This is a genomic window from Pseudomonas sp. FYR_5 (genome assembly GCF_043106315.1).
In the GTDB taxonomy this organism is placed as follows: Bacteria; Pseudomonadota; Gammaproteobacteria; order Pseudomonadales; family Pseudomonadaceae; genus Aquipseudomonas; species Aquipseudomonas putida_Y.
This window is the reverse complement of sequence record NZ_JBICMK010000092.1, coordinates 17,391-30,926: the sequence shown is the minus strand read 5'-3', so window position 1 is coordinate 30,926 and position 13,536 is coordinate 17,391. Positions and strand designations below refer to the sequence as shown.

General features: G+C 62.6%; 14 protein-coding genes. 7 read left to right on the top strand and 7 right to left on the bottom strand.

What is annotated here, in order from left to right:
• Window positions 1-48 precede the first annotated feature (48 nt).
• From hmgA to maiA, 3 genes are read left to right on the top strand one after another with little or no spacing between them, the layout of a single operon-like run.
• Entirely contained in the window at window positions 49-1,350 is a 1,302-nt protein-coding gene (hmgA, locus tag ACF8RA_RS17450) for a homogentisate 1,2-dioxygenase (protein WP_019436969.1), read from the top strand.
• Between the two features lie 3 nt (window positions 1,351-1,353).
• Window positions 1,354-2,646, top strand: a complete 1,293-nt coding sequence (fahA, locus tag ACF8RA_RS17445) for a fumarylacetoacetase (protein WP_176682540.1) — start codon at window positions 1,354-1,356, stop codon at window positions 2,644-2,646.
• Window positions 2,647-2,658: 12 nt separating this feature from the next.
• On the top strand, window positions 2,659-3,291 hold the full coding sequence (maiA, locus tag ACF8RA_RS17440) for a maleylacetoacetate isomerase (RefSeq protein ID WP_392519389.1): 633 nt from the start codon (window positions 2,659-2,661) through the stop codon (window positions 3,289-3,291).
• Here maiA and ACF8RA_RS17435 read toward each other — a convergent pair.
• The gene (locus ACF8RA_RS17435) at window positions 3,285-4,091 is read right to left on the bottom strand and encodes a SirB1 family protein (protein ID WP_392488677.1); all 807 of its coding nucleotides are present in this window, start codon (window positions 4,089-4,091) and stop codon (window positions 3,285-3,287) included. The genes maiA and ACF8RA_RS17435 overlap by 7 nt on opposite strands.
• 124 nt (window positions 4,092-4,215) lie before the next feature.
• On the opposite strand from ACF8RA_RS17435, the gene ACF8RA_RS17430 reads away from it, so the two are divergent.
• A complete protein-coding gene (locus ACF8RA_RS17430) occupies window positions 4,216-5,235 on the top strand; it encodes a Glu/Leu/Phe/Val dehydrogenase (RefSeq protein WP_176682543.1) in 1,020 nt (339 codons plus the stop codon).
• 57 nt (window positions 5,236-5,292) lie between these two features.
• On the opposite strand, the gene ACF8RA_RS17425 is transcribed toward ACF8RA_RS17430, so the two are convergent.
• From ACF8RA_RS17425 to ACF8RA_RS17415, 3 genes are all read right to left on the bottom strand, one after another.
• A complete protein-coding gene (locus ACF8RA_RS17425; protein WP_176682544.1) occupies window positions 5,293-5,556 on the bottom strand; it encodes a YebG family protein in 264 nt (87 codons plus the stop codon).
• Between the two features lie 376 nt (window positions 5,557-5,932).
• Window positions 5,933-6,196 (bottom strand): DUF3077 domain-containing protein, encoded by a 264-nt coding sequence (locus tag ACF8RA_RS17420; RefSeq protein ID WP_176682545.1) that lies wholly within the window; start codon window positions 6,194-6,196, stop codon window positions 5,933-5,935.
• Between the two features lie 162 nt (window positions 6,197-6,358).
• Window positions 6,359-6,601, bottom strand: a complete 243-nt coding sequence (locus tag ACF8RA_RS17415) for a hypothetical protein (RefSeq protein ID WP_176682546.1) — start codon at window positions 6,599-6,601, stop codon at window positions 6,359-6,361.
• 449 nt (window positions 6,602-7,050) lie between these two features.
• Between ACF8RA_RS17415 and ACF8RA_RS17410 the strand changes: the two genes are divergently transcribed.
• On the top strand, window positions 7,051-7,521 hold the full coding sequence (locus tag ACF8RA_RS17410) for a phosphate-starvation-inducible protein PsiE (protein ID WP_003251685.1): 471 nt from the start codon (window positions 7,051-7,053) through the stop codon (window positions 7,519-7,521).
• Window positions 7,522-7,524: 3 nt separating this feature from the next.
• Here ACF8RA_RS17410 and ACF8RA_RS17405 read toward each other — a convergent pair whose 3' ends face one another.
• Window positions 7,525-7,815, bottom strand: a complete 291-nt coding sequence (locus ACF8RA_RS17405; protein ID WP_176682547.1) for a DUF3509 domain-containing protein — start codon at window positions 7,813-7,815, stop codon at window positions 7,525-7,527.
• A 143-nt stretch (window positions 7,816-7,958) separates the two neighbouring features.
• Between ACF8RA_RS17405 and ACF8RA_RS17400 the strand changes: the two genes are divergently transcribed.
• Entirely contained in the window at window positions 7,959-9,914 is a 1,956-nt protein-coding gene (locus ACF8RA_RS17400; RefSeq protein WP_392519388.1) for a TadG family pilus assembly protein, read from the top strand.
• Here the strand turns inward: ACF8RA_RS17400 and ACF8RA_RS17395 are convergent.
• Both ACF8RA_RS17395 and ACF8RA_RS17390 read right to left on the bottom strand, forming a co-directional pair.
• Complete coding sequence (locus tag ACF8RA_RS17395; protein WP_392519387.1) at window positions 9,899-12,544, bottom strand: ATP-binding protein; 2,646 nt, start codon at window positions 12,542-12,544, stop codon at window positions 9,899-9,901. The genes ACF8RA_RS17400 and ACF8RA_RS17395 overlap by 16 nt on opposite strands.
• A complete protein-coding gene (locus ACF8RA_RS17390; RefSeq protein WP_392519386.1) occupies window positions 12,541-12,984 on the bottom strand; it encodes a TadE/TadG family type IV pilus assembly protein in 444 nt (147 codons plus the stop codon). Before ACF8RA_RS17390 ends, ACF8RA_RS17395 begins: the two co-directional genes overlap by 4 nt.
• 75 nt (window positions 12,985-13,059) lie before the next feature.
• Between ACF8RA_RS17390 and ACF8RA_RS17385 the strand changes: the two genes are divergently transcribed.
• Window positions 13,060-13,482 (top strand): prepilin peptidase, encoded by a 423-nt coding sequence (locus ACF8RA_RS17385; RefSeq protein ID WP_392462150.1) that lies wholly within the window; start codon window positions 13,060-13,062, stop codon window positions 13,480-13,482.
• Window positions 13,483-13,536: the final 54 nt, after the last annotated feature.

The window sequence follows — 13,536 nt, the reverse complement described above, 5'->3', positions numbered from 1 at the left end:
ACGTTATTCGTAATCTGATTACGATAAAAACAAAATCCGGAGGCATCGATGAACCGCGACACGTCGCCCGACCTTCACTACCTGAGCGGCTTCGGCAACGAATTCGCCAGCGAAGCATTGCCCGGGGCGCTGCCTGTCGGGCAGAACTCCCCGCAGAAGGCCCCGTATGGCCTGTATGCCGAGCTGCTGTCGGGCACGGCGTTCACCATGACCCGCAGCGAGCTGCGCCGTACCTGGCTATACCGCATTCGGCCTTCTGCCTTGCACCCACGCTTCGAGCGTCTGGCGCGCCAGCCGCTCGGCGGGCCACTGGGTGGCATCAACCCCAATCGCCTGCGCTGGAGCCCGCAGCCGATTCCTGCTGAACCGACCGATTTCATCGAAGGTTGGCTGCCCATGGTCGCCAACGCCGCAGCGGAAAAACCGGCTGGCGTGAGCATCTACATCTACCGCGCCAACCGGTCCATGGAACGGGTGTTCTTCAACGCTGACGGTGAGCTACTGCTGGTGCCGGAACAGGGCCGCTTGCGTATCGCCACCGAGCTGGGCGTGATGGAGGTCGAACCGTTGGAAATTGCGGTGATCCCACGTGGCATGAAGTTCCGCGTCGAACTGCTCGACGGCCAGGCCCGTGGCTATATCGCGGAAAACCACGGTGCGCCGCTGCGCCTGCCGGACCTGGGCCCGATCGGCAGCAACGGGCTGGCCAACCCCCGCGACTTCCTCACGCCTGTGGCCCACTACGAAGAAGCCGAAGGCCCGGTGCAACTGGTACAGAAGTTCCTGGGTGAGCACTGGGCCTGCGAGCTGCAGCACTCGCCACTGGACGTTGTGGCCTGGCATGGCAGCAACGTGCCGTACAAGTATGACCTGCGCCGCTTCAACACCATCGGCACCGTCAGCTTCGACCACCCGGACCCCTCGATCTTCACCGTGCTCACCTCGCCAACCAGCGTGCATGGCATGGCCAACATGGACTTCGTGATTTTCCCGCCCCGCTGGATGGTGGCCGAGAACACCTTCCGTCCGCCATGGTTCCACCGCAACCTGATGAACGAGTTCATGGGCCTGATCAATGGCGCCTACGACGCCAAGGCCGAGGGCTTCCTGCCGGGTGGTGCCTCGTTGCACGGGGTGATGAGTGCCCATGGCCCCGACGCCGAAACCTGTGAGAAGGCCATTGCCGCTGACCTGGCGCCGCACAAGATCGACAACACCATGGCCTTCATGTTCGAGACCAGCCAAGTGTTGCGCCCGAGCCTGCAAGCCCTTGAATGCCCGCAATTGCAGGCCGACTACGATAGTTGCTGGGCAACCTTGCCGAGCACCTTCAACCCGAACCGGAGATAATCCATGAACCACTCTGCCAATGCCCGTAGCTGGGTCGAGCACGCCAACGGGCACAGCGACTTCCCCCTGCAGAACCTGCCATTGGGCATCTTCAGCCGGCCGGGTGAAGCCAGGCGCTGTGGCGTAGCCATCGGCGACGCGATCCTCGACCTGGAGGCGGTGCTGGCCGCCGGCCTGTTCGACGGGGCGGCCAAGGCCGCCGTTGAAGCCACCCGCGGCGGGGCTCTGAACGCATTCTTCGCTTTGGGCCGCAACGCCCGCGTAGCCCTGCGCGAGCGTTTGCAGGTGCTGCTGGGCGAGCACAGCGAACACCAGGCAGCCCTGAAGCCGGCGCTGCTCCCGGCCAGCGACTGCCAGCTGCACGTGCCAGCGCAGATCGGTGACTACACCGATTTCTACGTTGGTATCGAGCATGCGAAGAACGTGGGCAAACTGTTCCGTCCCGACAACCCACTGCTGCCCAACTACAAGTACGTGCCGATCGGTTATCACGGCCGCGCCTCCACCATCCGCCCGTCCGGCACCGACGTGCGCCGGCCCAAGGGCCAGACCCTGCCGGCCGGGCACACCGAGCCTAGCTTCGGCCCTTGCGCTCGTCTGGACTACGAACTGGAACTGGGTATCTGGATTGGCCAGGGCAATGACATGGGCCAGGCAATTCCGGTAGGCGATGCCGCCGAGCACGTAGCCGGCCTGTGCCTGCTCAACGACTGGTCGGCGCGCGATATCCAGGCTTGGGAATACCAGCCACTGGGGCCGTTCCTGTCCAAAAGCTTCATCACCACCATTTCGCCCTGGGTTGTCACCGCCGAAGCATTGGAGCCGTTCCGCTGCGCCCAGCCGGCCCGCCCGGAAGGCGACCCGCAGCCACTGTCGTACCTGCTGGACAAGCGCGACCAGGCCAGCGGTGCATTCGATATCGAACTCGAAGTGCTGCTGCTGACCGAGCGCATGCGCGAACAGGGCATTGCCCCGCACCGTCTGACCTTGAGCAACACCCGCAGCATGTACTGGACCGTGGCACAGCTGGTGGCGCACCACAGCGTCAACGGCTGCCAGCTGCAGCCGGGTGACTTGTTCGGTTCGGGCACGCTGTCGGGTGCCACGCCGGGATCGTTCGGTAGCCTGCTGGAGATCACCGAAGGCGGCAAACTGCCGATCGAGCTGGCCAGCGGCGAGGTGCGCAAATTCCTTGAAGACGGCGACGAAATCATCCTGCGTGCCCGCTGCACACGTGATGGCGTGGCCAGCATCGGTTTCGGCGAATGCCGCGGCACGGTCATCGCAGCCAACTGAGGAGGCAGGGGTATGGAGCTGTACACCTATTACCGTTCCACCTCGTCCTACCGGGTGCGCATTGCCCTGGCGCTGAAGGGGCTGGCTTACCAGTCCCTGCCGGTCAACCTGCTGCAGGGTGAGCAGCGCGGTGAGGGCTATGTAGCCGTCAACCCGCAGGGCCGCGTACCGGCCTTGCGCACCGATGGTGGTGAGGTGCTGGTGCAGTCGCCGGCGATCATCGAGTACCTGGAAGAGGTTTATCCACAGCCTGCGTTGCTGCCGGTCACAGCCGAGGCACGGGCCAAGGTACGGGGGGTGGCGGCCATCATTGGATGCGACATTCACCCGCTACACAACGTCAGCGTGCTCAACCGGCTGCGCCAGGCCGGTCAGGACGAAGGGCAGGTCAACCAGTGGATCGGCCACTGGATCACCCAGGGGCTTGCGGCAGTGGAACAACTGATTGGCGATCACGGTTTCTGCTTTGGCGACACACCAGGGCTGGCGGATGTGTACCTGATCCCGCAGTTGTACGCGGCCGAACGCTTCAACATCGACCTCGACAGCTTCCCACGCATCCTGCGGGTTGCCGCACTGGCGGCCGCGCACCCGGCGTTCGCCATGGCCCATCCCGCCCGGCAGCCGGACAGCCCGGCTCAGTGAAGTGAACGGTTCGCCGCCGGAAGCTTGCCGATTCGCTCGGACAGCTTCAGGCGCTGGACCGGGTCTTCCGTCAGTAGCAACGCATGCTCCAGGTCGAAGCGCTCGGCCTGCGGGCAATCCAGATGATGGTAGAGCGAGGCGCGGGTCATATAGTCGCTCACCTGCACCGGGCCCAACTGCATGATCCGCTCTGCATCGATCAACGCCGCCAGGTGGTTGTCGTTACTGATGTGCAGTTGGCGCAGGTTGCGTGACAGGCGTTGCAGCATCTGCAGCGGGCTGGCGCTGCGCAGATGCTCTGCTGTCAGCGCCTGGTGCGGGCCGAACTGGCGCGCCAGCAACTCGCGGCAGTCGCTGGGGTACAGGCGCCGGCCGCCGCAGGGGTCGAGCAGGTGGTCTGCACCCGGCACGCGCAGCAGGAAATGGCCAGGGAAGCCCACACCCTCCAGCGGTATGGACAGGCGCCTGGCCAGTTCCAAAGCGAGGATGGCCAGGGTCAGTGGTTGGCCGCGGCGGCGCTGCAATACCTTGTCCATCATCGCTGCATGCGGGCGCAAGGGGTGGTATTCATCCTGCTGAAAGCCCAGCGCATTAAGCTGGCGCAGCAGTGGCTGGGCCAGTTCGCACAGCGGCAGCATCGGCAGGTTGGCGCTTATCTCGCGCTGCAGGTCGTGCAGCGCAGCAAGGCTGGCCGCGGGCTCGACACCAGGGTCGTGCTCGGCGGCAATCCACAATGCGGCTTCCAGCAGGTCGACAGGCTCGCGTTCCAGGCAGGCCAGGCAGGCTTGACGTGGCTTCATGGGGCATCTCCACACACGTTTGAGTATTAGCCGTGGCGCGTGGTTTCGTCCAGTGGTCCGGCGGCGGCGTCAACGCCGAGGCCGTGCCTATACTGGAAGGAGCACCTCGTAGGGGAGCCGGTCGATGTTCGCGCTGATGCAAAGCACCCGTACCCAGTCACTGCACCTGTTCAATGACCCGTCTACGGGCCTGAAAGCCGTTGTGGCAATCCACAGTGAGCAGTTGGGCCCTGCCATGGGTGGGTGTCGTTACCTGCCTTACGCCGATGACGAAAGCGCCATGACCGACGCTATTCGCCTGGCCCAGGGCATGAGCTACAAGGCAGCACTGGCCGGCTTGCCGATGGGGGGTGGCAAAGCAGTGATCATGCGCAACCCGCATGTGGAAAACCGCGCCGCGCTGTTCGAGGCCTTTGGCCGCTTCATCGATACCTTCCATGGCCGCTTCATCATTGCCGTGGACAGTGGCACCTCGACCTTGGACATGGACTGCATTGCCCACAGTACTCCCTACGTGACCAGCACTACGGCGTCGGGCGACCCATCGCCACATGCGGCGATGGGGGTGTTCGCGGGCATACGTGCCACAACCTCGTTCCGGCTGGGCAGCGATGACCTGAGAGGCTTGCGGGTAGCGGTGCAGGGGTTGGGCAATGTCGGTTATGCACTGGCGGAGCAATTGCATGCGGTGGGCGCGGAACTGCTGGTCAGCGACCTGGACCCGGGGCGGGTGCGGCTGGCGATGGAGCAGTTCGATGCCAAACCGGTGACCAACGATGCGTTGATCAGTACCCCTTGCGATATCTTTGCACCCTGCGGCGTGGGCCCGGTACTGAACGGGCAGAGCGTGATGCAACTGCGTTGTGCGGCAGTGGCGGGGGCGGCCAACAACCAGCTGACTACCTTGCAGGTGGCAGACCAGCTGGAGTCGCGCGGCATATTGTATGCACCTGACTACGTGATCAATGCCGGTGGGCTGATCTATGTGGCACTCACCCACCGTGGCGAAGACCAGGGCACAATTACTGCGCACCTGGCGCGTATCCCTTCACGGTTGACCGAAGTGTTTGGCCATGCGCAGGCGGAGAAGCGTTCGCCGGCAAGGGTGGCGCAGATGTTGGCGGAACGGTTGTTGTATGGCTGAAGGTGATGATGGCGTTGTGGGCCACTTCGCGGGTAAACCCGCTCCCACTCCTCCAGATCACTCGGCAGCAGCATCCTCAAGCAACTCGGACAACGCATCCGGCTGGCTTTTGAACGCCCGGGCGAACACATCGCGGTTCTTCGCCATGTAGATACCGGCTTCCTCGACCTGCTGCTCGGTCAGCGACGGCACCGCCTTGTGCAGCACCTCGGCCAGGCGCTCGGCCAGTTCGAGCATTTTGTCGTGACGGTCTGCTTCGGCCTTATCCATGAACAAGCGCTCCGGGTCGCGGCTGCTGCGGTACACCACTTCGACGGCCATTCATCACCTCTATGCCTTTTTGCTGGTTGTGTTGCGGTTTACTGTATCTATATACAGTAATGGCAATGCTGGTTGGTTCGCAAGCAGAAATTGTAGCGTGGCATAGACCGGGCGAATGCGGTGGCGGCTGCGACGGTGAATGGTCGGGGGATATTGGCCGGCAGGTCCGGCCTATTCGCGGGTGAACCCGCTCCTACGGGGGCGTTAACGGCTGGGTTTTGCGTCAGGCACGTGATCGCAAGGAGAGCAGTCTGGCTCAAGACATGCGCTGTAGATGTAGTAGATCGAGCGCCGCGCGGGCGGCGCTCGATCTCACAGGCGCTGAAACTGCTGCGGCAAACACATAGAGGCCTTCATCCAACCTGAAGCGAAATCCTCACGGCTTCATACCCAACTCGGCATCATCCATCAGCGCCTTGGCCATGGCACTCAGATAATGGGCGGCCCAGATCATCATGGGTTTCTCCTCCATTAGGCCAGTAATGGTCAATTCACGCACATAGCCCATCAATTCCGACGACTGCTCGCGGGCGTCCCTGCAGGGGATGCCGGGCTCGATGCGGAACAGTGGATGGGTGCTGTTTTCGCCTTGATAGAAAGTGGTCTTGCCGACGGTGAATTGGGTGTCTTCTGTTGTCATTGTTCAATCCCCTGAAGTTTCTCTAGTGCCTGGCCGACCCTTTCGCGGGCATGCCCGCTCCCCCAGGCTCCCACAGGTACTGTGCAAGTCTTGAGGCTGTGGTGATCCTGTGGGAGCGGGCGAGCCCGCGAAGAGGCCGACCTCCCGGCGCATTAACCAGCCTTAGTGCGAAGTCCTGGGCTCAGCGGGCATCTGCACCTGAACCAGTGCCGACTCAAGCAGAGCCCGCAGCGCCTCCAGCTCATGCATCGAGGTCATCATCAGGATCGAAACCGGTGACTTGGGCTGAAGCAGCAACGCCTGATGCACCACGGTAGCTGCGCACAACGCGTAGTCGGTGGCCTGGATCAGGGTGTCTTCGAGGGAATGGAGGTTATGGGGTGGATCGGGAACTACTTTCAGCATGGTGAAGGCCTGTTCAAAGTTGGGGCCACCACCTCCTGCTGTCAAACAATGAGGCGGCAGCTGTACATGGGTTGACAGACCGGTGAACAGAACCAAAAGCCGGCGCACACGAGGTGCCCCATGACAGCTGCCATAAAGGCAAAGCCATGTGGTTAGTTCAGGGCGGCCTGTCAAAGCCGATCGCTGACTGGCAGCGACGACCCCAGACTAGTGCGCATGCCCGAACGCCACAATGGCAGGGAGTATCTTTGGGAAATGCCCTACAAGGAAGGGGCTAAATCTGATTTTTCCCCAAGCACGGCCGTACATTTCTGCAATGGACCATGCCTCAAGGTGCCTTGCGGCAATCGGTCGCCTTCCAAGACAGGGGCTTGGCCCTTTAACTGCATGGCACAAGCGTCACATCAGCGACGCATCATCCTTAAAGACGTATCGGGGAATGGAACATCGTGAACATCAAATGGGCAGAAAAACTGCGCAAGGGCCTGCACGGCTCGGCCGACTCGCTGGGCAACCTTTGCGTCGAGGCGTTCCATTACCTGGCGCTGTTCGGCATTGGCGCGATCACCGCCTACGCGGCGGTGGTGACGTTCCTGGACATGCTGGGCAAGGGCGGGATCAGTGTCGATGACATCCTGCTGTTGTTCATCTACCTGGAGCTGGGGGCGATGGTGGGGATCTACTTCAAGACCAACCACATGCCGATCCGCTTCCTGCTGTACGTGGCAATCACCGCGCTCACTCGCCTGCTGATCGGCGATGTTTCGCACCACAAGGCACCGGACGAAGGGCTGCTGTACCTGTGCGGCGGCATCCTGCTGCTGGCGTTCTCGATCCTGGTGGTGCGCTACGCCTCGTACCGCTACCCCTCGACCAAGGTGCTGGACGCCAACGGCAAGGCAGTGGAGGAGGGCAAGTAGCCCTCAGTTGGCAACGGAATGGCGCGGCTCGTGACGGACGTCACGGGTCAGCGCGGCCAGCACTTGCATGGGGTTCTGGCCGAGTTCGATCGCAAGGCCCAGGCGGATGCTGTCGATCACCCGTTGCAGGCGCACCGGGTCGTTGCGTTGGGCCTGGGTGATGAGGCGCTTGGCGACCACGCCGGCGTCGTCGGACAGGGTTAGCATGATGCTGCCGTCAAGGTTGGTAATGCTCAGGTTGACCCGGTATTCGGGGGCGAATGCAGCACTGATTCGGTCGAAAGGGTTGTTCATGGCTGGGTGCCTGTAAAAAGGTATCTGCTGAAGTTGACCGGCCACCATCAGGTTGGTTCCTGGCAGGCAATTGGCCATTATCGCAACTACACTCCTGGAATCGCAGCCGCGACGCATGGCCAATGGCCGGCAAAGGAGTGCCCGTGGTTCCCTCATCTGCAGCCCGCCAGCGTGGCGCAATCGGCCTCATGGCGGTGGTTACCTTGGGCCTGGCCTTGTTGTTCATGCTGGTGGTGATCGACAGCGGCCGGCTTTTTCTTGAGCAGCGCAAGCTGCAGCGCATTGCCGACATGTCGGCGCTGGAGGCGGCAGGCCAGTTTGCCGTGTGTACCGGCAGCGGTCCCCAAGCCACCGTGATTGCCCGGACTGCCGCCACACGCAACGGCCATGCGGCCAGCAACCCGCTCACGGCCAGTTGCGGGTACCTGCAGACCGGCGCCAACAGCTTGCGTACCTTCACCAGTGACAACGATCGCAATGAAGCCATCCGGGTGGATGTGAGCAACACGGTGCCCACCAGTGTTGCTGCGGGGGTCTACACGTTGGCGCAGGGCAGTGGATTGCCGTTGACCACAACCTTGCATGCACATGCGGTGGCATCGTCGCCCCTGCCGCCGCAGGCTATGTTGAGTATTCGTACCACGCTGGCGACCGTCGACTCGCGGCAGTCGGTTCTGCTAAATGCACTGCTCAGCGCACTGGGCGGTGCGGTTCAGCTTGATGTGGCCGGCTGGCAAGGCATCGCCAGTACTCAGCTGAATCTGCTCAGCTACCTTGACCAACTGGCCGTCGAACTTGACCTCAAGGCAGGCGACTATCAGCAACTGCTCACTGCCGACGCCACTGCTACGCAGTTGCTGCAAGCGGCGGTAAAGGTACTGCAGCAGAGCGGTGCGGCGGCAGATGTGGTAACCAATCTGGGCAAGGTGGCACTGGGCGCCAGCAACAGTACGCTGCTGCAACTTGGGGACTTGCTCGATATTCAGAACGGCACGGCGCAGGCCGGGCTGGATGCCAGTATTCAGTTGCTGCAACTGGTGCAGGGGGTAATCCAGCTGGCGGTCAGCGAAAGTGCAGCAACGGTGGACTTGCCAATCAACGTGCTGGGGCTGGTCAATGGTCGGGTGCGGCTGAAGGTGATCGAACCCCAGCAGATTTCTGCGGTGGGAGACCCGCGTACAGATGAGTTGCGGGTGCATACCGCTCAGGTGCGGGCGATGATCTCGTTGGACTTGCCTTTGCTCAACTCGGTGCTTGGGTTGCTCAATGCAGTGTTGGACCTCGTCGGGCCGATAACCAGTGTGCTTAACAATCTGCTCAGCCTGAACCTCGCCAGTACATTGCAATCGGTGCTATGCCTGGTCGGCGTGCCATGTACGGTCACCGATATAATCCTGGTCCCGGATAAGTTGTCGCTGGACATCGGTCTTGAGGTGGCAGAAGCGACGACGAGGCTCAACCCGTTATCGCCAGAAACCTTCAGTTGCTCACCCAAGCGTTTGACGACACAGACTCAGAGTTCAGCCGCCAAGGTGGCGGTGGGGCGTTTTGAGTCGGTGGATGCGTTCTTCACTGGTGGCACTACTGTGGTCAAACCGCTGCCGCTGGTAGATATCGGTACCAAGCGTTGTAGCCAGATCTTGGGTATCGGCACTTGCCTGGCTCGTATACCTTTTGCCGCAGGCGGTCTCGGCCTGCGCGTCAACAGCACGGTGCTGGGCAGCGGAGCGGTCGAACGCCCGCTGGTATTCCAGGCCCCCAACAGCACGCCACCGAACATTGGCCTTCCCTCGGCTTACCAGAGCATGCAACCCGCCAACAACAACGTTGTCGGCAGCCTCACCGACACGCTGCTGGGAATACAGCTGGAAGCCTACAAGCCCACTGCCAACAGTGGCCTCGGCGAAGTACTGGTAATCGTCGGCAACGTCCTTGGCGGCGTCAAAGGCATCGTCGAACCCCTGATCAAAAATCTGCTCAGCCCGTTGCTCGACCCCTTGGTCAATGTGTTACTCAAGGTCCTCGGCATAGACCTGGTCAATGCCGAGGTCGGGGCCAACCTCAGTTGCTCCGGCGGCCGTGCTCAGTTGGCGCTGTAGACGGGCAACCAAACCTGGAAGCACGCACCTTCGTTGCTGTTGTGTGCTTCCAGCCTGCCGCCCATGGCCTCGACGATACTGTGGCTTACCGACAAGCCTAAGCCGGTGCCCGCTCCGGCGGCCTTGGTGGTAAAGAATGGTTCGAAGATGCGTTCGAGCAGGCGTGGCTCGATGCCGCCGCCGTTGTCTTCCACCACCAGGCACAGGTGCCCTTCCTCGACGCGCTGGCTCACGCTGATCCGCGGCCTGGCAACCCGCCGTTCGAGCAGCGCGTCACGGGCATTGACCAGCAGGTTGATCAGGACCTGTTCGAGCTGGTCCTCATGGCCCAGTACTTCCGGACACAGGTCTGGCTCTTCGATATGCAAGGCTACACCTTTGCTGCCCAACCCCTCAGCCAGCAACCCCAGCGCACCCTGCACCGCTACCCAGGCGGCGAACACTTGCTGTTCGACCTCGGACCGGCGCCCATAGGTGCGCAGATGCTCGACCAAGCGCGCAATACGATCGACCTGGGCATCGATCCGCTGCAGTTTGCCCGCCACATACTCGGCATCGACCACGCCACTTTCCAGGCGCTTGAGAGTATTGACCAGCGCAAGGCGCATGGTAGTCAACGGCTGGTTGATTTCATGCACGAAGCCCGTAGCCAATTCGCCCAGCGTGGCCATCTTGGCCCCTTGTAGCAGTTGTTGCTGGCTGTGGCGTACTGCTGTGTTGTCGCGTCCCACCGCCTGCACTTCCTGCAACTGCCCGTGCTCATCGAACAGGCCACGCTCGGCCCACACCCACCAGGATGTTCGGCGCCCGGGCAATTGCAGGCAGATTTCAGCACTGGCCAACGGCTGGGTCGGCGTCAACATCGAGAGGCGTTGGAGGAAGGCCGCTCGCTGGCTGTCGGACAGCCACTGACCGAGGTTCATGCCCGTCAATTGTTGCGGCGTGCATTCCAGCTGTTCGGCAAGCGGGTGGTTGCCAAACAGCAGCTCAAGGTCTGGGCGATAGCGACAGATCATGGCCGGCGAGTCTTCTACCAGCACCCGGTAGCGCTCTTCGCTTTGGCGCACCCGCTCGGCCGTTTCGGTCAATTCGCTGACGTCCAGCCACAGCCCCACAGCCTCCACAGGCTGGCCCAGGTCGTCACGCAGCAGGCGGGCTTCGTCCAGTATCCAGTGGTAGGCGCCAAGGTGATCGCGCAGGCGGTAGCGGCTGCGCACCTGGCCATCGCGCAGCAGGGTGCGGGTGCGTTCGAGCCACGTCGGGTGGTCGTCGGGATGCACTGCCTGAGCAGGGTGGCGCGCCAGGTCACTGTCTCTGGGCCAGCCCAGCAATGGCATCAGGCTGGCGCTGAAAAATTCACTGTGCAGTGCACCTTCGGCATAGCGCTGGATGTAAATCACCGCGGGCGAGCTGGCGATCAGGTTTTCGAGCCGGGCGCGCGCGGCTCCGGCCTGCAGTTCCTGATCCTTCAACGCGCTGATATCGAGCACAAACCCCTGAACCTGATGGCCTTGCAACTGGCCTGCCCACTGTAGCCAGCGCGGGCTTGCCAGGCTGTTGGCTGGCAGCAGGCGCAGGTTCAGGTTCAAAGCAATGCCTGCGCGCAGTTGTTCCCACGCCATGCGTGCGGCTTCACGATCGGCCGGGTGCACCCGGCCCAACCATTGCTCGGCGGTGGCCTCAGCCGGTATGCCCAGGCGCAAGGCCAGCGCCGGGTCGAACTGCAGCGGCCCTTGCAGTGGCCATGACCACCAGCCTGCCCCCAGTTGCTGTTGCAGTTCATCCAGGTGGCGTGAACGTTCCCGCAACTGGTGCTGGCGCAGGCGACTGAGCAGGGGTTCGATCAGCGCTTGCAGCAGGGCCGCGACCGTTTCGCTCGCCGGTGGCCGTTGCGCGCCTGCGCACAGCAACCAGGCCTGCACGGTATGGCCGTGCAGGTAGGGCACGGCCAGCAATGGCAAGCCGGCACATGATGGCTGCAACAGCGAGTTTCCAGCAGCCACTTCTCGACCCCGTGGCGGTAGCGTTTGCAGCCAGGGTCGCAAGCGCTCGTCATCGGCCCAGGGCCAGTCGTTGTCGCTGCATGTGTAGGTGTACCAGCCGCAATCGCCCGCCAGCATCAGGCGCAGGGAGCCGGCATGCCAGTGCTCGGCCAGGCGCTTCAGTTGTTCGGTGGCCGTCAGCATCAGACGTTCTTCGTCGCAGTCACGTAGGGCGCGGCCAAGCGCCGCTGCCAGCGCCTGTTGCGTCAGGCGATGGTCTTGTTGCTCGAGTTCCCCCAGCAGGTCACCGATATCGAACAGCTGCAGCAGCCAGCCGTCGCCCTGCCGCTGGAGCCAGCCGCGGGTGTGCAGGGCAGGGCCGTGCACGGTCGTGAAGTCAAGGTCCAGCGGTTGCCCCTGCCAGTCGGCAGGGGGGCCTTCAAGTACCAGCCAGCTGTGCCGTTGCAGGTAGTCATGCACACGGGGGGCACTGTGCGAACTCGCAGGCAGCACCGTGCGCAGGGGACCGGCCAGGCGCAACACATGCCCAAGGTCATCCAGCCAGAGTTGCAGCCCCACCGCTTGCGGGGTGGGCGCTACCTGCGCGGTGGCCTGGTCACCCAGCCAGCGATCGAACAAGCCGCTCATAGCTGCAAGCTCGCTTCGGCCCTTAGGCGATCGGGCAGGCGCGGCACCTCACCGATCAGCGGCAGTACCAGCATAGGCAGCACGTTGTTCAGTTTCGTTTTGGGGTAGTTGATGGTCACGGTCAGCAATTTGTCGGCGCCCAGGGTCACCTCGGTATCACTGGCGGGCTGGAAGTCGAACGCGGCGGGCATCCACTGCAACTGTTGGCTGATGACCTGGTGGGCCAGGGTCTGCACATCGGCGCTGTAGCTGGCGCTGTCCGGGTCCAGGGCCACGCAGCGGCGCACGGCTTCGGCGCTGGCCTGGTTGAATGACTGCAGCATTAGCATGGGCAGGGTGTAGCTGACCAGGCCGTAGAACACCGCGAAAAAGATCATGAATACGGCCGCGAACTCAATGGCCGCTGCGCCTTTTTGCCGTTTTGCCGGGCCTGCTTTCATGATTGCGTCTACCCTGACCATGAATCCTGAGTAACAGCATAGAACCGATCGTCGAACAGGGATGGCCATTTGCCTATGCATAGCCTTGCAGTGCTTGTCTGGCTGGTCTTGTGCGCTGGGCAGGATGCCTGGGAGCGGCAGATTTCCAATGTCCTGACGCTGGGGGTTGCTGCCTGTGCGCTGGCCTGGTTGCTGGCCACCGGGCACAGTTGGCTAGGTGCTCAGGGCAGCGATGCAGCGCTTGCTTTCGTCATCGTCCTGCTACTGACGCTGCCCGGCTACATGCTCGGCCAGTTCGGGGCTGGCGACGTCAAGCTGCTCGGCGCGCTTGCCCTGGCCACCAGCCTGGACCACGTACTCGGCACGTTCATTGGCGCTGGTGTGGCAATGGTTGTATGGCAAATGGTACGGCGCAGGTCACGCCAGCCAGGGGAGAAAAGGCCGTTTGCGCCTTGCTTGCTGGCAGGCTTTGCCGTTTCGCTGGCCTGGGTTGGCTAAACATCTTCAAGGTATGCAAAGAATCTGTAGGCGATTGCCCAGCCCACAGAGCCC

Coding starts and splice junctions, on each gene's coding strand:
- ACF8RA_RS17390 (WP_392519386.1), bottom strand. CDS start 12,984: ATGAAAGCAGGCCCGGCAAAACGGCAAAAAGGCGCAGCGGCCATTGAG.
- fahA (WP_176682540.1), top strand. CDS start 1,354: ATGAACCACTCTGCCAATGCCCGTAGCTGGGTCGAGCACGCCAACGGG.
- ACF8RA_RS17435 (WP_392488677.1), bottom strand. CDS start 4,091: ATGAAGCCACGTCAAGCCTGCCTGGCCTGCCTGGAACGCGAGCCTGTC.
- ACF8RA_RS17385 (WP_392462150.1), top strand. CDS start 13,060: ATGCATAGCCTTGCAGTGCTTGTCTGGCTGGTCTTGTGCGCTGGGCAG.
- ACF8RA_RS17425 (WP_176682544.1), bottom strand. CDS start 5,556: ATGGCCGTCGAAGTGGTGTACCGCAGCAGCCGCGACCCGGAGCGCTTG.
- ACF8RA_RS17430 (WP_176682543.1), top strand. CDS start 4,216: ATGTTCGCGCTGATGCAAAGCACCCGTACCCAGTCACTGCACCTGTTC.
- ACF8RA_RS17405 (WP_176682547.1), bottom strand. CDS start 7,815: ATGAACAACCCTTTCGACCGAATCAGTGCTGCATTCGCCCCCGAATAC.
- ACF8RA_RS17420 (WP_176682545.1), bottom strand. CDS start 6,196: ATGACAACAGAAGACACCCAATTCACCGTCGGCAAGACCACTTTCTAT.
- ACF8RA_RS17415 (WP_176682546.1), bottom strand. CDS start 6,601: ATGCTGAAAGTAGTTCCCGATCCACCCCATAACCTCCATTCCCTCGAA.
- ACF8RA_RS17395 (WP_392519387.1), bottom strand. CDS start 12,544: ATGAGCGGCTTGTTCGATCGCTGGCTGGGTGACCAGGCCACCGCGCAG.
- maiA (WP_392519389.1), top strand. CDS start 2,659: ATGGAGCTGTACACCTATTACCGTTCCACCTCGTCCTACCGGGTGCGC.
- hmgA (WP_019436969.1), top strand. CDS start 49: ATGAACCGCGACACGTCGCCCGACCTTCACTACCTGAGCGGCTTCGGC.